We start from the raw sequence: 21,457 nt of genomic DNA, 5'->3' as shown, positions 1-21,457 counted from the left end.
AGTTATTAGAGAATAAATCCGTATAATAATGTGGCTAAAATCGCCATCGTTCCACCTACAATTGCTTCATATGGAATGACGCCCATCCGCTGCCGAATGGTCATCTTCATGCTGTCTGCCGAAACATGGAAGTAGTTACCCTCCCATGCACTTGTTGAATACGCTCTCATTATAGACGCTGGAACATTTAATAAATATTGATTAAAGGACGAAATTCATTATGCAAACGCACAACACCGGAGATATAGGGCAATATCGAGGCTGATTTTGACCAGTCGGCGAAAACCTTCCCGTGAAATACAGAAACAGCCTGTTGCCCAATATCTGCGGCAGCAGGCTGTTCAGCATTTATGCACCCGGCTTATAGTCACTTAATTTTCCTTCATAAACCAGCTTCAATCGATCACTCTGCCGGAAATCATCCGGGGTTACGAGCGCGGGCAGCTTGTTCCACAGCTTGATGCCAGAACGCTGGAGAATTTCAGCCACGAACTGGGAGCAGAAGTAGGAGTTGCTGAATTCCACGGGTTCCTTCAAGGTAATGCCGATCACACCCAGCAGATTGTACATGTATTTCTGCCGGCTGCGAATAAAGATCTGCAGCACCCGCTTCATCTTTTCCACTTCACGATCCGTAACCTGAAGCTCGTAAATGACACATGTCGTATTCGGATATTTGCTATATGTACCTGTCTGTATGTCTTCCTTCACGAAACCACCATTCAGTGGATTGTTCGGGTGCTTGCGGCCGAAGCTGTACAGCTCGGATAATTCCCGGTTAAAGGAAATCGAGGCATGATTATATGGTGCTCTCGTGTAGCTTTGAATGACTTTGGTAAACAATGTCCCTGTATTCGTAAGCAGGATATAGATCGAGTGTTCAGCTGTCATGACGAAATTTCCCCTTATCAAGTTGGCACTATTCCTTCATAATAACATAGGTACCCTATTATGGGATCTTACTTCTGGAATAAGCAGGTGATCGGTACGTGAGCAGTTCGCTCTTCACATTAACTCTCATTTTCACAGCACTACTCGTCATACATATCGTGTACAAAATCATTGCAAAGCTTCAGCCGGACAAGGATTATTCGGGCATCGGCAACAAAATCAAAACCTGGTGGGGCATGCTCGTCATTTTCTGTCTTGCCACCCTCTTCAATCCGATTGTCTCCCTAATCTCGCTGATGGTGCTCGCGTTCTTTGCGCTCAAGGAGTATTTCTCCATGATCCGCACCACACGCAAGGCGGATCGCAGACTTTTCCTGTGGGCGTATCTCGCCATACCGGTTCAGTTCTACTGGATCTATATTGGATGGTATGGAATGTTTATCGTCTTTATTCCACTGTACGTCTTCCTCGTATTGCCGCTGCCACGCCTGATTAACAAGGGAACGGTCGGCTTTCTGCGAAGCGTGAGTTCTACGCAGTGGGGGTTGATGCTGATGGTATTCGGGCTCAGCCATCTGGCCTACTTCCCGTTCGCAGCGCCGGAGTATGGGTCGAAGCTGGTGCTGTTTCTGGTTGTGTTAACACAGCTTAACGATGTGGTGCACTATCTGGTTTCTCTTTACCTGGGCAAACGAAAAGTGGTGCCAACAGCCAATCCCTTTTTGACGTGGGAAGGGTTCGCCTGTGCATTCATTGTAACCACCGCTGCCTCTTACTTCATTCACCCTTATCTGACTCCGTTTGATTGGCAATTCGGAATCTTCATCGGTGTGTTGATCAGCCTCGCCGGTTTCTTCGGAAGTCTGACGGTGTCTGTACTGAAGCGGGATTTGTTAATCGGGGACGACAACAAATTTGATGCACTCAAAAAAAGCTATTTGAGCCGGGTCGACAGCCTGACTTACACCTCTCCGGTCATGTTTCATGTGGTGCGTTATTTCTTTGACTTTATGTAGAACGACAAGGCTTATGATGTTAGGCACCTGTTTTGATATAACAAGAAAGCAGCCGTCTCCCGGCTGCTTGGACTTATTTTTTCAATTCAACTTCCTTCTCTGCCATGATCTCCTGACCCGCTTCGTTTTCGTATACAAGAGTGATTTTGCCCCGTTCACCCTTCATCTCATCCGTGTACTTAAATCCGGAGAATTGTCCGTTACCACTGATATAGAAGCCTTCTTTTCCATCTCCCCCGTGCTGAATGGCTTCTGCTGGCGTGTTCACAATGGTGATCTGGTTGGATGTCCACCGTAATTCAGATAGGGTGTACCCCTCAGGTACCTGATTCACGGAAAAATCAAAGCTCTTGTTGTTCTCCTTCGGCTTGTCCGACTGGTCAATGCTAATTGTAATGGGTTCGTCTGCGTTCGCAGATGAATCGGATTGAGCTGACAGTTTACCTTCATTCCCGTCAGCCGTATTCGCCGGGTCCTCTTTGCCCTGTTTGGCGTCCGAATTGGGAACCGAACTGTTCCCCGCTTCCTCAATAGGCTCCTTCGATTGCGGATAGGCGTGTTCCTGAACCGATTCATTGTTATTTTTCGCGCCACAGGCGCTGATCAGCAGCAGGATGCACAGCATCGACACCAATAGAGCAGATTTATTTATATTCTTTTTCATCACTGGAACTCCTTCCACCTTGGTCTAATAGATCGAAACAACACATGCCTTAATAATCACTACACCATATCGTCCCTCATGAAGCTCCATTATATGTAAATCATTAATAAATTCTTTACCGCACCTGCCTCGGCGAACCTAGAAATGGACATGTGTTACCTTAGTAAGGTCGGTCAAGAATTCAATTCCATGTATGTTCCTCAAATAAAAATATTAATGCCTGAATTTCGGCGATGCCTCATTCGTCGTTTTTTTATAATATCAAGGAAAGGTAGCCTTCTGAAGGAGTTACCTTCTGCCAACTGGAACAAAAATAGTAAGGACGTGCGATCAATGATCAATGCTGAACTGAAAGAACAATACTATCAGGCACTGGTGGCCAAAGATTCGGAATACGAAGGTTTATTTTATGTCGGCGTCAAAACGACGGGGGTGTTCTGTCGCCCAACCTGCCCTGCACGGAAGCCCAAATTCGAGAACTGTGAATTTTACGAAACCGCACAGCAGGCACTTCTTGCTTCATTTCGGCCTTGTCAGCGCTGTCGTCCCCTGTCCCATCCCAATCAGGTGTCTGATGTAGTACGTATATTGGTCGAAGCAGTCGAAAACAATCCGGAAAAGCGGTGGAAGGGCCAGGATTTCAGAAACCTGTCCATTGACGAGTCTACGGCCCGCCGGCAGTTCAAAAAGCGTTTCGGAATGACCTTTGTGGAATATGCCCGCGCACGTCGCATGGGGCTCGCCCTGAAGGACATCCGCTCTGGTCGCACGATCATTGATACTCAGTTATCCACTGGCTACGAATCCAGCAGCGGTTTCCGGGATGCCTTTTCCCGAATCATGGGTGCCGCCCCAACTCAAGTGGACGATGGGCAGGTGCTGAAGGCCTCCTGGATCGATACACGTCTTGGACCCATGATGGCCGTCGCAGATGATACTGCCCTATATCTGCTTGAATTTGTGGATCGAAGAGGCCTGGAACGGGAAGTCGAGCGGCTGCGAAAGCGAACCAAGTCAGCGATTGTGCCTGGTGTAACCGAACCCATTCGCTCCATAGAACGGGAACTGGAGCAGTATTTCGAAGGGACTCTATCTGCATTTCATACTCCGTTGTTCTGTTTAGGAACACCATTTCAAAAGAGCGTCTGGGAACAGCTTGTTGCGATTCCACCGGGCGAGACAAGGTCGTATCAGGATATCGCCGCAGCACTGGGCAAACCGTCCGCATGCCGTGCGGTAGCACAGGCGAATGGAGCCAATCAACTGGCCATTGTGATTCCGTGCCACAGGGTCATTAATGCAAGTGGTGATCTGGGTGGATACGGTGGTGGTCTAACTCGTAAGAACTGGCTGTTGATGCATGAGAAGTCTGGTTGTGACAGCAATCATTGAAACATGATCGGCAAAAGTAATTCAATTTGTAGAGATATAACGGAGGAGAGTCAACCTATGCAAACCCTTAAAGAGAAAGCAGAGCTGTTTCACCAGCTTCATGTAAAAGGTAATCCCCTTGTGTTGGTCAATGTTTGGGATGCCGGAAGCACACAAGCGATTGAGTCGACTGGAGCCAAAGCGATCGCTACCGGAAGCTGGTCCGTTGCCGCTGCCCACGGTGAACAGGATGGGGAAGAAATGCCCTTCTCATGGGTGCTTGCCAATCTGGCTCGCATCACATCAAGGACAAAACTGCCTGTTACAGTAGATATTGAGGGAGGACATGGAAGGTTTGCGTCAGAAGTGAAGGAAAATGTCCTTCGGGTAATCGAGCATGGAGCCATAGGCATCAACATTGAAGATCAACTCCCAGGGGGAACAGGTCTCTACTCGGTGGAAGAGCATGGTCAGCGTCTCAAAGCAGCTCGGGAAGCTGCAGAACTGGCAGACATTCCTTTGTTTATTAATGCCCGCACGGATATTTTTCTGCAAACTGCACCAGATCAGCATGCTCAATCCCACCTCGAAGAAGCAATCGTACGATCACTGGCTTATGCAGAAGCAGGAGCGAGCGGTCTATTCGTTCCAGGTCTGCAAAATCAACAACTGATTCAGGAGCTATGTGAGCGCTCCACGCTTCCAGTGAACGTGATGGTAACATCCGATGAGCCAACACCGAAACAACTCGCCAAACTGGGAGTATCCCGCGTAAGCTATGGACCTTATCCATATCAGCAAGCGATGGAATATTTGAAAGAACTAGGACGAAGCATCCTGCTTGAAACGAGCTGATAAGTTTCAGTGTCCTTAATGGTTTAAACACGCAGAAAAACACGAGGCACGGGTGCACTCGTGTTTGTTCGTATCCATATTACCCATAGAGTCTTCCTTACGAAAACCCTGATAACCCTCAATCTTTTCTGCCTTTCATCGTAAGGGGAGCATTCTTCATCATGGGATAGGTGCTTAAAATTAGTGCCCAACCAATCACTCCTGTGACAGTAAACAAAGCTAACCAGTTGACACTCGTGAACCACTGCACCCACACGCTGAGGTCAGATAGAACAATGGCCAATGTAAGGATCAAAGTCAACCCAAAGAACAAAATTAGAAAATTGCGCATTCCCAGCCTAATCCAGCAGACAGTTGAAAAGATGGACAATCCCAGCACGAGAAAGCCAGTCATCAGGTCAATCCACAGATAAGAGATAAAATGATACTCTTTGGAGTACAACGTGCCTAGTTGATAAAAGGTTACGCCGAGTGATCCATATGCCTGGAGAAGATGCATGATGAGATAGATCACATTCAGAATGACCATTGCCCCCACAACCATCCAGGCCGAGATAACATAAAAAGACTTCAGGAACTGAATTCGTGTACTGCCCAAACCGATCGCGACGGGATACAATGTGATGATTCCCGCTACGGCAAAAGCACAGATCCCTCCATACATGGGACCAAGCAATTGTGTGCTGTACGCAACATCAAATATGAATCCAATGGCCAGATATACTACAGTAAGCATAAGGGTGATGAATGAAAATATTTTTAAATACCAACCCATATCATCCAGAATCAGTCGATTTGTTCCTTTTACGGAGTTCATCCTTTAACCTCCTCGTGTTTCCGGGTCAAATTGACCAGATAATCCTGCAGTGTTGCTTTCTCGATGGAAAGACCATGTGCCTGCGCAATATCCTTCCATTCCCTGGAGTACGAAGCATCAATCATCACTTTCTTGGTTGACCCAAGTTGTGCAGATTCAATGATTTTCTCACCTTTGGTAACTAGATCAACGTCACTAATTAACCCTGTTAGCAGAACTCCTCTCTCGCGTATCTCTTCCATCTGCTGATGATACATGACATCACCCCGGTGGAGCACAATAAGTGACTCACATAAGGGCTGAATCTCCTCAATATGATGCGTAGAAATCAGAAACAAACGGGGATGATCTTCATAACTTTCCAATAAAGCATTGTAGAAATATTTGCGCTTCTCGGCATCAAGTCCGTTGGTCGGCTCATCCAGAATGGTAATATCAGCGTAACTTGCAAGGCCAAGAATCATCTGGGCGGCCGTTTTCATGCCTTTGGAAAATTTTACGATCTTTTTTTTGGACGGCAATTCAAACTGATCGATCAATCGCTCCGCGAATTCCTGATTCCACTGGGGATGGAAGTACTGCCCGAATCGTACCAAGTCATTCATGGTCCAGTTCCTGCCTAGAGGATGATTCTCCTGAATGTAGCAGAGATGTTTCTGAGCAGCCAGATTATTATACGGGTCTTCCCCCATCACTTGAATACGGCCGTCATCAGGACGGTTGTGCCCTGCAAGCAAGCTCATAAGTGTTGTTTTTCCGGCGCCATTCCTCCCCCAGATTGCACTAATAACCGGCTCATTTTCATGTAATGTAATGTTGTTCAAAACGGGCGTCTGATGATAACCATAGCTTACCTGATCAAAACGAATCATGAGTCACTCTCCTTATCTCTCTTGCCCTTAATCAGATCAATAATCATGTCTTCATTCATGTGAATCCGTCTGGCTTCCTCGAGCAATGGCTTAATATATTCTTCGTAAAAATGCTGTTTTCGCTCGATAAGCAGTGCATCTCTTGCCCCTTTGGCGACAAACATTCCAACACCTCGCTGTTTGTATATCATTCCTCTGTCCACAAGCTCCTGCAGCCCTTTGCGTGCTGTTGCAGGATTGATATTGTAGAACCGCGACAGCTCATTGGTCGATGGAACCTGCTCCTCCGCTTGTAATCTGCCTTCCACAATATCATCCATAATCATCATGGCAATCTGATGGAATATGGGCTGAGATTCATCCAAAGTCGATTTCATGCCAATCCAACTTTCATTATTTAGGTTAATTGGTTAGTTACTCGTGTAACTAACTATAGTACACAGAAATCCAAATGTAAATAGCCGAATAGCCTATAAATGCATTTTTTCTGGTTTGGTTTTCAAACACATGCAAAAAAACGCCTCTGAATGATTATTCAGAAGCGTTCTGATTTCTTATTGAACTAAGTACCAAATCCATGGTCAGCGGTTCTCATAATTGCGGGGTTTGGAGCGTCCGTACTTAAGTCAGGCTCACTTGCAGGAGTCAGTATGCTTACCACAATACTACATGTAGCTATCAGCAAAGCCAACGTTCTCTTCATTGAGTTTCTGCACCTCACTAATTATAATTTTGTACTGCTGCTTGGCAGCATCGGTCGCATAATCCCTATACTGTTCAAATAGTCCGATACCTCTAAGCATACCCCTGCCACTGCTAATTTCAATAGAAAACCTTAAACTATCGAGGACAAACCCCAACCCTTTATAATACTCGTCTTTCTTTAGATAATACGCTCCAAGATCAGCTAAAAGACGTAAATACCGATCATCTGTAACCTGCTTGCTTACCTTCCCGATCCGATTACTCTGCTCCTGATATGCGAAGTACGATTCATACTGTTCCAGCACATAATCAATATCTTCATCATAGCGATTAGCTGCAGTAACGATATCACAGAGCGCGGGAAATATTTCATTTTCTTTGGTGGATATATAATTTAAATATGAGGGCAGCACTTCAAACTGCCCAGCCATCAATTGATAGATATAACGATTCCCTTCAGCCCATTCCTGGAACTGATTAATCACTAGTATTTCATCCGGATTGGGATCTTTCACCCAACTGTTATCTGCATATAATGATACATATTTCAATGCATTATCATAGTCCTTGAGGTGATAACATGCACTCCCCGCAGCCAAATCTGAATAGAGAATATAGAAGACGATTGGCCGTTTCGTTTCTTCCTGTTTCCTTCTGCCATTCAATTCATAATGGATGGTTGCCTTCACCTTTAACTTTTCTGAAAGCTCTTGAACCTTGTTCCATCGGTGTAATGCGCCAAAAGCATTAATTAGCTCATTCAGAGCGTCCAGCTGATAACGCTCGTCCAGACGATCTACATAATATTCGAACTTGGCGGCGATGATCAGGTTTCTTTGCTGGTCATTGGTCAGCCCCAATTTGAAGAGACGATACTGACATAGAGCGAGACGCTCCGAATGCTGCATTTTCTCACTCTCAGCAATGGTTTCATATAAAAGAATGGCCGGTTTAAATCTACCTTCGTGATAGAACTCCTCAGCCAAATCAAATAACAAGGGAATATAAGATAGATTATCCATCATTAATTGGACAACCTCTTCAATACAGTTTAACTTATCTAGCTCAGCACAACGATGAAGGAAGGGGCCCAGTCTTCGCCAGTCAGGGGTAGCGTGGACGAAACACTCATCTATATACAATTCATAGAAGTAACCCTCTTCAAGTTTCATAGCTGAAGTGATTCGATCCAACTGCTGCATCGCGATCGGGCGGTTCTTGTTCAATATATTACTAAGCGTACCCGAATTAATTCCTGACGTTTCCGAAAAAAGACTAATGGACATCTGCTCGCGCTTCAAATAATTCTCTAAATGATCGCGTATCGTGGTTGTCGGCTCCAAACGAACACCACCCTCCAAAATAAAAGCCATATACAGGATTAACGGTATGCAAAAGTAATTATATGTAATCGGAAAGAATGGGTCAATATAATAAATTCAACTAATTTGTATTAATTACAATTTAATCCTTTTAAAAAATAAACCCCGTGTCCTTATTTTATACCGGGATTGAACGGGCAGCAAATCAGGAAAAAAACAAAAAACACGAGCCATATGGATGCTCGTGTTTTCATATATTACAGCAGATTCTGCTGCTCTACTTTGAAACTTAATTAAGGCAGGATGTTTCCAGCAGCACGATAGATCTCGTACCATTCCTGACGTGTAAGGTGAACATCACCGGCTTTGACACAATCTCTAAGACGCTCTATATTCATTGTGCCTGTCACAGGCTGCATATGGGCCGGGTGACGCAGCAGCCAGGCAATTGCGATGGTGGTGTTGCTCACTTCATATTTGGCTGCGATCTCATCGATCTTGGCATTCAGTTCAGGGAACTTGTCGCTGCCCAGGAATACGCCTTCGAAGAATCCATACTGGAACGGTGACCATGGCTGAATGGTGATATCGTGCAAACGGCAATAATCCAGAATACTGCCATCACGGTTCACGGCTGCATCGTTCTCCATGTTCACGTTGATTCCGCTGGAGATCATCGTTGTATTCGTAATACTCAGCTGCAGCTGGTTGGCTACCAGCGGCTGTTTTACGTATTTTTTCAACAGCTCAATCTGATTCGGATTCTGGTTGGATACCCCGAAGTGACGCACTTTACCTTCGCGCTCCAACTGATCAAACGCCTCAGCTACTTCTTCCGGTTCTACCAGTGCATCCGGACGGTGCAGCAGCAGAACATCAAGGTACTCGGTTTTCAGACGCTGCAGGATACCATCCACGGAGTTCAGGATATGCTCTTTGGAGAAATCAAACATGCCCTTGCGGATACCACATTTGGATTGAAGAATCATATTTTCACGAACCTGGGGATTCATCTGTACCGCCTCAGCAAAAATCTCTTCGCATGCCCCGTTTCCATAAATATCGGCATGGTCGAAGAAGTTTGCACCTACCTCCATAGCGGAACGAACAAATTGTTCTGCCTCTTTGCTGCTGAGTGAGTTGATGCGCATGCAGCCTACGGCTACAACTGGAACTTCGAGTGAGCTGCTGCCAAGTTTTATTGTTCTCAAGGTGATTTCCCTCCATATTCGAATAATTGGTATATACTTGTCTTCCAGCTTTGATTGTGACACAGATCTGCAATCGGTTTCAATGGATTTTTAGACATCTTATATGGAAAAATGGTCGTTTTTTTCAATCCTTCGATAATCTTACCGTTCTTCAGGCACAATGACTTCAATATGTTGAGGCAGGACACTGATCCGAATAGGCAATGCCGGGCCCTCTTCCCCATCCACATTGGTGCGAACGGATCCGCTGGAGCTTACACGAACCTCTTTTGCCGTAAAATAGTCGACGTCTTTATGGTCCTTCAGATGCCCGAACAACAAGGAGGTTCCCAGTGTCAAGCTGTTGAACACACTGATGTTGCGGATCACAAAACAATGAATCAGTCCATCATCCACCACTGCATCCGGAGACAGCTTCTCAAATCCTCCAACCGAGTTGGTCAGTGCCGCGAGAAACAAAGGGGAATCACCTTCCCACTTCAGCCCGTCATGTTCAATCTTCAGGGGATTGGCGGGTGAGTTCACAAGATCCTTCAAACCTTCCTTCAGATAGGCCAGCGAGCCCAGCTTCGACTTCTCTTCCGATGACACGGATGATAACGCTTCGGCCAAAGAGCCTGCTGCTACGACATTGGCGAAGAGACGATCATTGATTCTACCCAGATCCACCCGGCGTATCTGGTCTGAACCGAGCTGCTGTATGGCTTCTTGGGGATCGAGAGAAAGATGGAGCGCACGTGCAAAATCATTCACTGTGCCCAGTGGCACGATACCAAGCCTGGGACGATGATCCTGATCCATCATGCCATTAATGGTCTCATGCAGTGTGCCATCTCCGCCAATGGATATGACCAGATCACAGCCGCCTTGGCAGGCATCCAAACAATAGCTGGTTGCATCCCCTACCCCAGCTGTTTCATTAACTGTCACTTCAAACTGCTGTGATTCCAAAATGGCTTGAACTTGGGAAACGTACTGCTGTGCCTCTTCTTTTCCCGATGACGGATTGCTAATGATCATGGCTTGACGCATAACCGCCTCTCCCTCCACCTGCATATTTACTTCATTTATACCCCTTTCGGGGGGAAGTTGAATAAGGCACCAAGTAGACTCCGCATTTTTTTGGAAAATATCGCCTGAGGGAGTACAGATAGAGGCTTGTTTCATATAGAATAGATGTAGGGTTGTCAGCTTCCCCTTAATTTCTTGTTCCTTTTATCGGCTGACGGGTTAATAACTAGAGAAATGTTGATGATTCATTCCTGATCGTAACTGACCTTTACTATTCATTGATCTACATAGAAGCGAGAAGAATTTTGATTATCGGAGGGAATTCATGCAATGAGAAGAGTGACGCTATTATTACTAATATTCATTCTGAGTATCGGCGCGTCAGGCCAAGCCTTGGCCTACGCAACAGTGGACTCAGGCAAAGGCATCATTGAAGACCCTGCACTGGAGAACGGATTGAAACTGATCTTGAACAAACCGGTAGATCTACCCCTGACCTCCGCCGATCTGGAGCAGCTTACCGTTGTTGACCTGAGTAATGCAGGCATACAAAGTCTATCGGGACTGGAATATGCAACCAACCTGACCCACCTCCGCCTATACGGCAATGAGATTAGCGATCTGACACCGCTGCAGCACCTAAGCCAGCTTCGGGAAATCGACGTACGCAACAATTACATTACTTCCATCGATGCACTCGCTGAATTGAAAGAACTTGGACGGCTGTACATCAGCAACAACTCCATATCTTCCATAGAAGTGGTTCGTGGATTCACCCGTTTACATACGTTTCATGCTAGCGGCAATCAGATTAGCAGTCTCTCCGCTTTGTCTGATCTCGATGATCTGAAGTGGCTGGAGATCTCCAACAACGAGATTAGAGACCTGACTCCTGTAGCGAACCTATCCGGGCTGCAGAAGCTTAATGTAGCAAACAACCGGATTCAATCACTCGATGCGTTGACCGATCTGCCGAACACACTGTTGGAATTAAACATGGCAGGCAACGGGATTTCCGACCTGACCCCACTGGAGCATATGACGCGTCTTCGGGCACTTGACATCTCGGGTAACCAGATCCAGCACATTAAGTCGATTGAAGGACTGGTGAAGTTAGCCGAGCTCAATGCCGAATCCAATCAGATCTACGATCTGGAGCCACTACGTCAATTAAACAGGCTGGAAGTGCTGAAGCTCGCGAACAACCGGGTATGGGATCTGACACCGATTGCCGATATTACTTTCACGCAGGCTAATGCGATGAATACCGTACAGGACATCGGAGCTTCCACTTCTGTAGCTCCGAACGTGCAGACTCCAGTAACGGAGCCGGAATCTCCAGGATTGACTGTACAAAACAATTACCTCGACGTATCGGGTGGGAGCAGTACCATGGGTCTGCTTAACCAGATGAATGTGCGGGAGCAGAAGCGTACTCCGCAGGGCCGTTTCCAACGCCTGATTGAAGGGTCCACTACTGCTTATGTCGGTGATCGCACATATGCACTGGAAGCCGCACCTTTTATCCATGAAGGACGTACCTATGTACCCCTGCGGTTTGTGTCCGAGCAACTGGATGCCCGTGTAAACTGGGATCAGAGCAAAGAGGAAGCCGTGATCACACAAGGCGATAAAACCATCCGCTGGACCGTCCGCAACAAACAGGTGATTGTGGATGATGCACTCATGATGAATGATGCACCCTTGCTGATGGTAAACGGTACAGCATTCGTGCCTGTGCGCTTCGTTTCGGAGCAGCTTAACAGCACTGTCGGTTATATCGGAAGAAGCAAAACGATTCTGATTTTCGAAAATAGACAGATCGATAATAATGTACAGTCCTAGAGTTCAAAAAAAGCCTTCCTCATGTATTACTCGTACGAGATACATAAGGAAGGCTTTTTCTGTTTTGCTTTACATTGCGTTATATTAATATTCTTGATGCCCTAAAACAAGTTAATATAGTCATTCGGCTCAATCAAAAACTCAACAAGAAACCCTGAAATGGCTATCAGAACACCTATAAAAATATTAGTTTTTCGTTCACTTAATCCTGATTTCTCGCATAATAAAACAAACAATATTAGAAATAGTAAATACCATAAATTTTGCCTACCTACATTGCCTCCTAATATCTCCGAAAACCAGGTTGATAAGCTAAGTGCCAATAATATCAAAGGTATTCTTAATTTTATTTTTTTCAATGTTAACACTTCCTTTTTTTAAGCAATTACTTGGCTGTGTTAACGACCGGATTTACGAAGATTGAAGCAGTTTTACACGTGAACTAAGTCCTCTTTCCTGCTCCTTAATCCCGCCTTACATCCCAGTTTGCCAGCATACCTCTCGCCATTTCCATCGTCGATTCTTCCCCTGTGGTTAAAGCAAATTTGGCAACCAGTGCCGGGTAAGCAGCCCACTGTTCCCGAATATGCTCAAACATCTGAGGCCATGTCCTTCCCCCTGCCTTCTCGTATCGCTTCAGCAGATCGCGCAGCCCATCATCTTGGAAAAGTCCATATAGGATTACAAAATCCTTACCCGGATCAGCGATCTCCGCTTCCGTCCAGTCGATAAGTCCGGTTACCCGCTGTGTATCATTGACGATGATATGCGGTGGGTGCAGATCGCCATGATTAAACGTCGAGTGCTTCGGCCAATAGCTGCCTACAGACAGCCACACCGTCCAGCGTTCCGCCAGTTGGTCCGGTACCGTAAAATTCTTTTTAATCTCCTCTATATTTGCCGCAAATTCTTTGCGGGCCTCCATAGGGGTCTTGATCCGAACTCCGCCCTTGGCCGCCTCCTCAGGATCAATGTTGTGCAATGCGGCAAGTGCAGCAGCCAGTGAATCCAGGAACTCGTCAGACAAGGCCTCCTGCGGGAAGCGCCATGCGTATCCTGCGCCAGCAGGATCTACCACGGCAATCGGGTCACCATCCAGTAGTGGATAAGCGATCAGTTCGGGCGTGCAGATTCGCCAGTCCGGTACCTGTGCCGGAATACTCCCCCGGACCACGTCCAGCACTTTACGTTCATTCTGGGCTCGCTCCCATACGTCGTCACGCCGCGGCTGACGCAAAACCCACTTTTGTCCATCCTCATCTGTAGCGAAGGCAACCCTGAAATCCATCCCGGACTCGTTGATTTCCATCGATTCCTTACGGATTCGAAGCCCATTTTGTTCAGCCAGCAACCATATACTCTGTATAAAATCCACCTGTTCATATGACTTTGTCATATCCAAACCTCCCCTATTCCTTGGAAAAGTAAAAAACACAGACATTCCTGCCTGTGCCTTGATCTCGGATTAGGGGTACACCTAAATGTGTGCAGTCTCAGTAGTAGTACATCAAAGAACCACTCTCACGCAAAAGTGTCCACTACCATTAACGGCATACGTGTAAATAGGCAAACTTCTCCCGATGATCTGCACACAGGCAGTACAACAGCAAGCGCAAACAAGCGTTTCGCTACTATCTCAATCGGAAAAAATTTGCCACACGTATCCCTCCGTTCAGTAAGTTACTCCCATGGTAACACATTCCAATTCCTGGTTCCAGCATGTAATGGATTATTTTCGTTACATGAATTACAAGGAGCCTAATTGGGATGGTTCTAAGAACCCCCCCTCTTCCAAAGAATCCTATAAAAATCAATTGCTCCGTTAGCCTCCGTGCATATAGAGTATAATGAATAGGGTATACGATATATGTACGGTGCAATGCTTGTATATAAGCGTTTGTTTTCAATCCATCTCCCACTGATTGGGATACAATTCCGGGATTGATGCATTATGCTCCTGTATTCAAAACTAACGCAAAAGAGGTTAACGATGAGCAAGCAACAATTTAAAGATTATAAACTTAGTGAAGAAATTGTCAGAGCACTGGATAGCCTGGGCTATGAAACACCTACCGAGGTTCAGACTGAAGTTATTCCGGTAGCTCTGGAGAATAAGGACCTTGTAGTCAAATCCCAGACAGGTAGCGGTAAAACGGCCGCCTATGGCATTCCGATCTGTGAGCTGGTCGAATGGAATGAAAACAAACCCCAGGCTTTGATTCTCACACCAACCCGGGAACTAGCCTTGCAGGTAAACGAAGACATCACCAATATTGGGCGCTATAAGCGGATCAAATCCACTGCACTATACGGACAGTCTCCTTTCCATATCCAGAAGGCAGAGTTAAAACAAAGAACACATGTCGCCGTAGGAACACCGGGACGTGTGCTGGACCATATCGAACGCGGCACATTGCCGCTTGAACGCATTGCCTATCTCGTGATCGACGAGGCCGATGAAATGCTGAATATGGGCTTTATCGAGACAGTACAGGCCATTATTCAGGCCTTGCCTCGCGAGCGTGTGACGATGTTATTTTCCGCTACATTCCCTGAGGATGTTGCCCGTCTCTCACGCAAATACATGAATGATCCGGCAGAGATTGAGATCAAGGCAAGTGGTCTCACAACAGCAACAATAGAACATGAGGTTATTCGTGTGTCTGAAGTCAACAAAACCGCTGTACTGCAGGACCTGTTTATTGTGGAGAATCCGGACAGCTGCATTGTGTTCTGTCGTACGCAAGAGAACGTGGATAAACTGTTCCGGGTCATGGCTGACCTGGACTATCCAGCAGATCGGATCCATGGGGGCATGGAGCAGGATGAACGGATCGAAGTGATGAATGCGTTCCGAAGAGGACAGTTCCGTTATTTGGTCGCAACCGATGTAGCTGCGCGAGGGATTGATATCACGAATATCACCCATGTCATCAACTATGATATTCCGCTGGAAAAAGAGAGCTATGTGCATCGCACAGGCCGTACGGGACGTGCTGGCAAGACGGGTAAAGCCATTACGCTCGTTACCCCGAAGGATGGCAGACGCCTGACTGAGATTGAATCCTATATCGGATTCGAAATTCCGGTTGTTCCAGCGCCTTCCGAGGAGGCTGTCGATCGTTCCAGGGAAGAATTCGAGAAGCGCCTGAAAATTGTACCTGAACGCAAAAAGGACAAGCGCGAGCAGCTGAACCAGCAGATCATGAAGCTGAATTTCAATGGCGGCAAGAAGAAGAAGCTGCGTGCCGTGGACTTTGTAGGTACCATTGCCAAACTGGAAGGCGTCACCGCAGATGATATCGGGATTATTACGATTCTCGATAATGTAACCGATGTGGAGATTCTGAACGGCAAAGGCCCGCTTGTGCTGCAAATGATGCAAAATACAACGGTCAAGGGTAAACAGCTGAAGGTTCGTAAAGGTAAGCACGCGTAAGCTCGGCAAATATATCGACCGGAGTTTAAGAGGGAGTGCCATGTGGCACTCCCTCTTACTGATTTTTACTGTCCGGGATTGGTGACATTCGCCTGTACAAACGCTGCAATGTCATTTGAGTATTCATCCCACTGGCAGCCTATATTTCTGATCCACGGATATCGCTTCAATCGTACAGCCAACCCGGGTAACTACATCCGGCTTTGCATCGTACATCGTATCATGCTACTCTTTTACCTCATAAGCGATATTTTGCAGTTCTTTGATATTATAGGTGTCATCCTGAATGCGCCATTCGCCTTGGTCCTGTAAAAAGGTGATATCACCTGATAACGGTATGTTTTTCAACTGTTTGCCTTCACGATCTGCAAAGACCAGATTTAGTTTGTATTCTACAAGGATCCAATCGTTCTTGCTCTCTTTAATCTCAACCAGTATATTTTCCGGATGCAGTAGAGCCTTTTCCTTGTCTGCCACCAGTAAAGGTAACGTTGCATACCGATTAGCCATATAGGACTCATAGTTCTTCTCCGTCAAAAACGGCTTCATCGTCTCCCCTTTGGCCAAGAGCCCCTCCACAGTAAGTGTATCTTCATAATCCGCGTAATCCACAGTCAATTCCGTTTTTTTATACTCCAATGACATGTCCAGAGCCTTCTGTTCATCCTGGGCTGTAGCTTTCTGGTTCGTCTCCATACTCGGCTGATTGGTTGGAGGTGTAGTTTCTTGAGCATGATCGATCGTCTCGGATTCCGTACAACCCGTGATCATTGCCGATGAGAGCAGCACCGCACTCATAACACAGACTAACTTACGCATAGTTGATCAAACCCTTTCGCGTCTTCATTACTTCAATTATCACCTTTATTTGGTTAAAATGTCCAGTACTTTGGCACTTTCGAATGAATTACGCATCCGGTTGCATAAAGCTGGTTCTCCATATTAGGGTGTGTTATAGTCGACGTGAAGTGATTTGGAGGGGATAACTATGCTAAACACAATCATGACGTCTGGACCCATTTTTGAAGGATAGCGCCTGCTGGTCCAATAACTGCGTATTTCCTTCACCCGTGAAGGTGTGAATGCCATGTCAGCATATCAAATCGTTCCCATGATATATGATTCCAAGGAACAGATTCATTCAATTATTTTACTTGAACAACAATGTAAACAGCTCGATTCCATTCATCTGAAGGCAGACCTTGATCATATCAGCAAAAAAGATGGAGACCACGCTCTCCTATGTTATCGGGAAGGCAAACTGGTTGGACTCCTAAGTTGGTATCCCTCTGACGGTGTAACCGGAAACATCAATGCCATTGTGCATCCGCATAATCGCCGCAAAGGTGTGTTTCGCAGATTACTGATGCGTGCCATCGAAGATATGAAGCCACATGGAATTAACCGGCTCAGCTATCGCGTACCTCAGAGCTTACCCTCTGGGCTTCGTACCGCTCAGTCGCTTGGGGCTGTTCATGATCGTTCGGAGTATTCGATGCAGCTTGTGAACACATCCTTTCCGGGTGTCGGACGCGTTGAGCTCACCTTGTCTACTGCCGAAGCACAGGATTTTGAATTTATGGTCACCTGCTCAGCTCTAGCCTTTGGGGATTCGGAGGAATGGACACGTGACTATTTCACACAGACGGCAGAACCCAGCCGGGTAACCTATGTGGCCTGGAAAGATGGTTTGCCTGTTGGATTGATCCGAATCAATTCCATTAATGAGACAACCGCATTCATTCATAACTTCTGTATCCTGCCTGCATACCAAGGCCAGAAGCTGGGGCGTCAGGTTCTGACTCTGCTGGTGGAACTGCTTCTGAAGCAGAACTATACGGATATTCGCTTGTCCGTTGTAACTGAAAATGAACGTGCTCTGAATTTGTATCGCAGTGTTGGCTTCGAGGTGAATTCCGAGTATCAATATTTCATCGGCAGCTTCTAACGAGTGATGCAGCGAGACGGTTTTCCCACCAAGGGAAACGGTCTTTTTGCGCTGCTGTTCCTCAGCGATTTGTAAACTTGAAGATCAACTTATATCCATCAAACGTTTCTCCGTATAACTCTTCATGAATATATAAGGAACATTAATAATTGTTCTTTCCACAAAAAAAACCACATTAGACTTCTCTAATGTGGCTTGTCTTCCTTACCTTTTGGAATACACAATTTTCTTGATACTGTCGATGGATAAAAAGAACTTTTCGGTTAGTTCATCCATGGACACACCTGCAGCGAAAAGGCGGCGAATGTGCTCATTCCGCTTGTTTACAACGATTCTGCTGCCCGAGTTTTCGCCCCACTTTTTGTGCGCATCCTTGGGCTTCGGAATGTAGACCAATCCCCCTGGGATGTGTCGTTGTATTTCCTTCAATAATTCTTCTGGCAAAATGGCATCTGCATTTATATATTTCATGTTGCTCCGCTCCTTAAATTTGGTCTTTAAGGCAGCAGAGTCACACGATGCACTTATATACATTTTTTGCTGGCGGAAGAAAGATCAAGGCTCTATGCAAACAACCGCCGTTGTCCATCGCATGAACTCTGCATAGAGCGGATCGTAAAACCTCTTATGAATCGAATCATGGTAGCCCCCCATTCCGGCATTCCTGCATAGGTGCTGCTTCATCTGCACTCTTAACCATTCGATAAGTGCAATTGAATATCCTTTTAACGAAACTACCACCCTATAGGCATCATGAATACTGGTTCAAACTCTTCTCCAGCATCTCTCGGACAGCTTGCTGCAGTGCCGGTGGCGAGATTACCTTCACTTCGGGACCATAGGCAAGGAGCTTACGGGCTGTAAACGGGAATTCCTCTGGCGGAACCATCCCTCGCCATTCATTGCCTTGAATCGACTGGAACAGCACGTCTGAATGCGCAAGCCTCGTCCCAAACTCAGTGAAGTGCAGCACCACTTCTACAGCCTTCCTGTCATCTGAGGTCTTCAGCCACGCTTGAAGACTAGGAATTGACTCATCTATGGAGTCCAGCAATTTCAGCTGCTGCATACGGTCCACGCGATACAACAACACGCGCTCCTTATGACGAGCGGGCATGTACCAATATCCATCATCATAATAGATGCCAATGGGATAAGCCCCTGTTTTTTTATAACCGTTCCGGGAATGATACGTAAATTCAATCTCTCTTTTATCTATGGCTGCATTCAAGATCTCAGTCGTTAACGTCTCTGTATGCTCACCCGGATGCTGTACAAATGTCGCATGTTCCCTCATTCGCACAATCAGATCCTGTACATCCTGCGGCAGCGTGGAGAAATATTGTTCTGCCAGATGCTCGCGCATCGACCCATACGGAAAATCCGGCACCTGCTGCAAATATTCAATCATCATGAACAGACCCAGTGCCTCGTTCTGTGTAAGTTGCAGTGGTGGCAAAATTCGATTGGGCAGAACCTGGTAACCGCCATTGACACCCACCTCTGTATACAAAGGAAAACCCAGCGTCTGCAGCGCATCCAGGTCACGCTGAATGGTACGGATCGATACATCAAATCGCTCTGCCAGTTCACGGGCCGTAAATTTTTTTCTTGAATCCATCAATCTCATAATGGCGAGTTTCCGACTATTCATTATTCCAGCACCTAACTACGTCAATATTTGTCATAGTTCAAGTGTATCATATGAAACAGAAGGGAGCGATGAATAATGTCCAATAAAGTAGTGCTGTACATTGCGATGAGTCTGGATGGTTACATTGCAAGACGGGATGGTTCAGTGGATTGGCTGTTTGATGTGGAAGGCGATGGCGGAGATAACGGGTACGCTGCATTTTATCAAACGATCGGGACGGTAGTCATGGGGCGGACCACTTATGAAGAAGTGCTTACGCTGTCAGAGGATTTCCCTTATGCAGACCGGCCAACATATGTACTCTCCCGTTCGGAACAACCTCCCGCACCACATGTACAGTTTACGACCGAGTCCGTAGAAACCCTTATTCCCCGTTTAAAACAGGCGTCCGATGACGATCTATGGATTGTTGGCGGCGGTCTACTGGTTCAGGCTGTTCTGGAAAAGCAGCTGCTGGACGAGATTGAGGTTGCCATCATTCCCAAAATTCTTGGTGAAGGCATCCCCTTATTTCCAACGGGAACCGTACCGAGTCATCTGAAGATGATCGGGACTCAGACGTTGGGTCAGATCATATCCATCCGTTATCAAGTTCAGGTATAACAGAGATCCCGATAAGAAAAAGACCACGCTTTGCCGAAGGGCTTAAGGGTGGTCTTTGACTTATTGGAGCAATTTAGCATTCAGACTTCAGCCAGAATTCCTTGCAGGTAACCCACTAACGTCTCCGCCGCCCGTCGGTGGGACAATTCACCCGGATGCGTTCGAGCCCCTATGGTCTCTTCCGTTGTATCAGGAAGCTGTATAACAGAAACCTTCCGGTCACCTGTCCGCTTCGTATAGCAATCAACCGCACGATAGATGGCAGGCATCATGGGAAATCCAAGCATGCCATAGGCCCAGACAAGATGTGCCTTTGGATTGCTCTTTCGAAGTTTGACCAAAAAGGAGTCCACCGCATACTCAAAAGCTGTCAAATCCTCCTCATGATAGCTCCCGTCTTCATTCAAACGCTGCTTGTATACCTCACCCGTGACCGGATCTTTCCATTCAGGTGTATGGAAAGCTCCCCCATCGTTACTGCCGAGATTAATCACAACGACATCCGGCTGCCAGGACTCAAAATCATGCCTGTCTCCGGCACCGAGCGCCTGATTCTTCTCACCAGTGAGCAGACCACAGACTTGCTCATAATAAGCGGGAATATTTCCATTCGGGTTGTTATCCCAGCTCGTGAGTACGCCCCAACCACTCTGGGAGATCACCCTGTAGTCTGCGTCCAATGCCTCTGCTGTCTTAAATGTATAGTTATGTATGGCGCTGAACCACATCGGAATCCAGTCTTCTTCCGCTTTGGCGCCTATTGCGCCTTCTCCAGATGTAATACTGTCACCAATAAACTCAATCTTATATGGCTTCTCTGCCACTGGCAGGAATGCTCCATCCGATTTCACGGCATACATCTGCAACGAGCAGCCTGGGTCGGCACTCATCGCCTGCACATCTTTAACGATACGCACATTTTTCACTGTTCCTTCGCTCATGCCCCGAAACACACAGATCCAGTATCGTCCTTCCGTGAGCATCTGCCTGCTTACAGGGACACCATTGATCAGGATGCTGATCCAAGGTTCGTATATGTCGTACTCCGACTGCACCTCCACCCATAGCTCGGAGCCTGTGACCTGGAGTTCAATTGCACTGCCTGTCCAAAATAACGTTAAAGGCGCCCGTTGCCCTGTCGTTCTGCCATGCACTTTCAGATTCTCAATCTCTGACAGGGCATGCACCTGCAGCTTGTTATTTTCCTTCACCATGCATTCCTCCCTTATTCAG

The 21,457-nt window shown here is 46.5% G+C and carries 20 protein-coding genes and 1 pseudogene; 7 read left to right on the top strand and 14 right to left on the bottom strand.

Annotated features, from left to right (window positions below):
* Positions 1-5 precede the first annotated feature (5 nt).
* Positions 6-143: pseudogene (locus AAIH57_RS20485) on the bottom strand (GntP family permease); the annotation flags it as partial.
* A 205-nt stretch (positions 144-348) separates the two neighbouring features.
* The gene (locus AAIH57_RS20480; protein WP_175396973.1) at positions 349-891 is read right to left on the bottom strand and encodes a hypothetical protein; all 543 of its coding nucleotides are present in this window, start codon (positions 889-891) and stop codon (positions 349-351) included.
* A gap of 98 nt (positions 892-989) precedes the next feature.
* On the opposite strand from AAIH57_RS20480, the gene AAIH57_RS20475 reads away from it, so the two are divergent.
* Entirely contained in the window at positions 990-1,907 is a 918-nt protein-coding gene (locus AAIH57_RS20475) for a phosphatidate cytidylyltransferase (protein ID WP_175396974.1), read from the top strand.
* 73 nt (positions 1,908-1,980) lie between these two features.
* On the opposite strand, the gene AAIH57_RS20470 is transcribed toward AAIH57_RS20475, so the two are convergent.
* The gene (locus AAIH57_RS20470; protein ID WP_175396975.1) at positions 1,981-2,571 is read right to left on the bottom strand and encodes a hypothetical protein; all 591 of its coding nucleotides are present in this window, start codon (positions 2,569-2,571) and stop codon (positions 1,981-1,983) included.
* A gap of 333 nt (positions 2,572-2,904) precedes the next feature.
* Here AAIH57_RS20470 and AAIH57_RS20465 point away from each other — a divergent pair, with 333 nt between their 5' ends.
* Both AAIH57_RS20465 and AAIH57_RS20460 read left to right on the top strand, forming a co-directional pair.
* Positions 2,905-3,963: a bifunctional transcriptional activator/DNA repair enzyme AdaA gene (locus AAIH57_RS20465; RefSeq protein ID WP_430022812.1), complete on the top strand. Its 1,059-nt coding sequence runs from the start codon at positions 2,905-2,907 to the stop codon at positions 3,961-3,963.
* A gap of 57 nt (positions 3,964-4,020) precedes the next feature.
* Positions 4,021-4,797, top strand: coding sequence for an isocitrate lyase/PEP mutase family protein (locus AAIH57_RS20460; RefSeq protein WP_430022811.1), 777 nt, complete (start codon positions 4,021-4,023; stop codon positions 4,795-4,797).
* Between the two features lie 118 nt (positions 4,798-4,915).
* Here AAIH57_RS20460 and AAIH57_RS20455 read toward each other — a convergent pair whose 3' ends face one another.
* The 6 genes from AAIH57_RS20455 to AAIH57_RS20430 form a co-directional block, all read right to left on the bottom strand.
* Entirely contained in the window at positions 4,916-5,614 is a 699-nt protein-coding gene (locus tag AAIH57_RS20455; protein WP_175396978.1) for a hypothetical protein, read from the bottom strand.
* Positions 5,611-6,486 carry an ATP-binding cassette domain-containing protein gene (locus AAIH57_RS20450; protein WP_430022810.1) on the bottom strand — a complete coding sequence of 292 codons (876 nt, stop codon included), beginning with the start codon at positions 6,484-6,486 and terminating at the stop codon, positions 5,611-5,613. The genes AAIH57_RS20455 and AAIH57_RS20450 overlap by 4 nt, the downstream gene beginning before the upstream one ends.
* Positions 6,483-6,863: a GntR family transcriptional regulator gene (locus AAIH57_RS20445; protein WP_175396980.1), complete on the bottom strand. Its 381-nt coding sequence runs from the start codon at positions 6,861-6,863 to the stop codon at positions 6,483-6,485. The genes AAIH57_RS20450 and AAIH57_RS20445 overlap by 4 nt, the downstream gene beginning before the upstream one ends.
* A 288-nt stretch (positions 6,864-7,151) precedes the next feature.
* Complete coding sequence (locus AAIH57_RS20440) at positions 7,152-8,534, bottom strand: transcriptional regulator (protein ID WP_430022809.1); 1,383 nt, start codon at positions 8,532-8,534, stop codon at positions 7,152-7,154.
* 272 nt (positions 8,535-8,806) lie between these two features.
* The gene (locus tag AAIH57_RS20435) at positions 8,807-9,724 is read right to left on the bottom strand and encodes an aldo/keto reductase (protein WP_175396982.1); all 918 of its coding nucleotides are present in this window, start codon (positions 9,722-9,724) and stop codon (positions 8,807-8,809) included.
* A gap of 141 nt (positions 9,725-9,865) precedes the next feature.
* Positions 9,866-10,756, bottom strand: coding sequence for a diacylglycerol/lipid kinase family protein (locus AAIH57_RS20430; protein WP_175396983.1), 891 nt, complete (start codon positions 10,754-10,756; stop codon positions 9,866-9,868).
* A 309-nt stretch (positions 10,757-11,065) separates the two neighbouring features.
* Here AAIH57_RS20430 and AAIH57_RS20425 point away from each other — a divergent pair, with 309 nt between their 5' ends.
* Positions 11,066-12,580 carry a leucine-rich repeat domain-containing protein gene (locus AAIH57_RS20425; protein ID WP_430022808.1) on the top strand — a complete coding sequence of 505 codons (1,515 nt, stop codon included), beginning with the start codon at positions 11,066-11,068 and terminating at the stop codon, positions 12,578-12,580.
* 463 nt (positions 12,581-13,043) lie between these two features.
* On the opposite strand, the gene AAIH57_RS20420 is transcribed toward AAIH57_RS20425, so the two are convergent.
* A complete protein-coding gene (locus tag AAIH57_RS20420; RefSeq protein ID WP_430022807.1) occupies positions 13,044-13,976 on the bottom strand; it encodes a macrolide 2'-phosphotransferase in 933 nt (310 codons plus the stop codon).
* Positions 13,977-14,570: 594 nt separating this feature from the next.
* On the opposite strand from AAIH57_RS20420, the gene AAIH57_RS20415 reads away from it, so the two are divergent.
* Positions 14,571-16,019, top strand: coding sequence for a DEAD/DEAH box helicase (locus AAIH57_RS20415; RefSeq protein WP_430022806.1), 1,449 nt, complete (start codon positions 14,571-14,573; stop codon positions 16,017-16,019).
* A 225-nt stretch (positions 16,020-16,244) separates the two neighbouring features.
* Here AAIH57_RS20415 and AAIH57_RS20410 read toward each other — a convergent pair whose 3' ends face one another.
* On the bottom strand, positions 16,245-16,838 hold the full coding sequence (locus AAIH57_RS20410; protein ID WP_430022805.1) for a hypothetical protein: 594 nt from the start codon (positions 16,836-16,838) through the stop codon (positions 16,245-16,247).
* A 268-nt stretch (positions 16,839-17,106) separates the two neighbouring features.
* Between AAIH57_RS20410 and AAIH57_RS20405 the strand changes: the two genes are divergently transcribed.
* Positions 17,107-17,967, top strand: a complete 861-nt coding sequence (locus AAIH57_RS20405; RefSeq protein WP_430022804.1) for a GNAT family N-acetyltransferase — start codon at positions 17,107-17,109, stop codon at positions 17,965-17,967.
* A 204-nt stretch (positions 17,968-18,171) separates the two neighbouring features.
* Here the strand turns inward: AAIH57_RS20405 and AAIH57_RS20400 are convergent, their stop codons facing one another.
* Together AAIH57_RS20400 and AAIH57_RS20395 are read right to left on the bottom strand one after the other, a co-directional pair.
* Positions 18,172-18,438, bottom strand: a complete 267-nt coding sequence (locus tag AAIH57_RS20400; protein ID WP_175396989.1) for a CD3324 family protein — start codon at positions 18,436-18,438, stop codon at positions 18,172-18,174.
* Between the two features lie 280 nt (positions 18,439-18,718).
* On the bottom strand, positions 18,719-19,621 hold the full coding sequence (locus AAIH57_RS20395; RefSeq protein WP_430022803.1) for a helix-turn-helix transcriptional regulator: 903 nt from the start codon (positions 19,619-19,621) through the stop codon (positions 18,719-18,721).
* Positions 19,622-19,696: 75 nt separating this feature from the next.
* On the opposite strand from AAIH57_RS20395, the gene AAIH57_RS20390 reads away from it, so the two are divergent.
* Positions 19,697-20,224 (top strand): dihydrofolate reductase family protein, encoded by a 528-nt coding sequence (locus AAIH57_RS20390; protein WP_430022802.1) that lies wholly within the window; start codon positions 19,697-19,699, stop codon positions 20,222-20,224.
* A gap of 80 nt (positions 20,225-20,304) precedes the next feature.
* Here the strand turns inward: AAIH57_RS20390 and AAIH57_RS20385 are convergent, their stop codons facing one another.
* Positions 20,305-21,438, bottom strand: a complete 1,134-nt coding sequence (locus AAIH57_RS20385) for an SGNH/GDSL hydrolase family protein (RefSeq protein WP_430022801.1) — start codon at positions 21,436-21,438, stop codon at positions 20,305-20,307.
* Positions 21,439-21,457: the final 19 nt, after the last annotated feature.

Source organism: Paenibacillus sp. MABNR03 (assembly GCF_050455445.1).
In the GTDB taxonomy this organism is placed as follows: Bacteria; Bacillota; Bacilli; order Paenibacillales; family Paenibacillaceae; genus Paenibacillus; species Paenibacillus xylanilyticus.
Note: the sequence above shows the minus strand (reverse complement) of the source record. Positions and strands in the feature narration are given on the sequence as shown.

Excerpts from the sequence above, each read along its gene's own strand:
- AAIH57_RS20410 (WP_430022805.1), bottom strand. The coding sequence starts at position 16,838 with ATGCGTAAGTTAGTCTGTGTTATGAGTGCGGTGCTGCTCTCATCGGCA.
- AAIH57_RS20415 (WP_430022806.1), top strand. The coding sequence starts at position 14,571 with ATGAGCAAGCAACAATTTAAAGATTATAAACTTAGTGAAGAAATTGTC.
- AAIH57_RS20405 (WP_430022804.1), top strand. The coding sequence starts at position 17,107 with ATGTCAGCATATCAAATCGTTCCCATGATATATGATTCCAAGGAACAG.
- AAIH57_RS20395 (WP_430022803.1), bottom strand. The coding sequence starts at position 19,621 with ATGAATAGTCGGAAACTCGCCATTATGAGATTGATGGATTCAAGAAAA.
- AAIH57_RS20425 (WP_430022808.1), top strand. The coding sequence starts at position 11,066 with ATGAGAAGAGTGACGCTATTATTACTAATATTCATTCTGAGTATCGGC.
- AAIH57_RS20390 (WP_430022802.1), top strand. The coding sequence starts at position 19,697 with ATGTCCAATAAAGTAGTGCTGTACATTGCGATGAGTCTGGATGGTTAC.
- AAIH57_RS20400 (WP_175396989.1), bottom strand. The coding sequence starts at position 18,438 with ATGAAATATATAAATGCAGATGCCATTTTGCCAGAAGAATTATTGAAG.
- AAIH57_RS20450 (WP_430022810.1), bottom strand. The coding sequence starts at position 6,486 with ATGATTCGTTTTGATCAGGTAAGCTATGGTTATCATCAGACGCCCGTT.
- AAIH57_RS20460 (WP_430022811.1), top strand. The coding sequence starts at position 4,021 with ATGCAAACCCTTAAAGAGAAAGCAGAGCTGTTTCACCAGCTTCATGTA.
- AAIH57_RS20470 (WP_175396975.1), bottom strand. The coding sequence starts at position 2,571 with ATGAAAAAGAATATAAATAAATCTGCTCTATTGGTGTCGATGCTGTGC.
- AAIH57_RS20455 (WP_175396978.1), bottom strand. The coding sequence starts at position 5,614 with ATGAACTCCGTAAAAGGAACAAATCGACTGATTCTGGATGATATGGGT.
- AAIH57_RS20465 (WP_430022812.1), top strand. The coding sequence starts at position 2,905 with ATGATCAATGCTGAACTGAAAGAACAATACTATCAGGCACTGGTGGCC.
- AAIH57_RS20385 (WP_430022801.1), bottom strand. The coding sequence starts at position 21,438 with ATGGTGAAGGAAAATAACAAGCTGCAGGTGCATGCCCTGTCAGAGATT.
- AAIH57_RS20480 (WP_175396973.1), bottom strand. The coding sequence starts at position 891 with ATGACAGCTGAACACTCGATCTATATCCTGCTTACGAATACAGGGACA.
- AAIH57_RS20430 (WP_175396983.1), bottom strand. The coding sequence starts at position 10,756 with ATGCGTCAAGCCATGATCATTAGCAATCCGTCATCGGGAAAAGAAGAG.
- AAIH57_RS20420 (WP_430022807.1), bottom strand. The coding sequence starts at position 13,976 with ATGACAAAGTCATATGAACAGGTGGATTTTATACAGAGTATATGGTTG.
- AAIH57_RS20445 (WP_175396980.1), bottom strand. The coding sequence starts at position 6,863 with ATGAAATCGACTTTGGATGAATCTCAGCCCATATTCCATCAGATTGCC.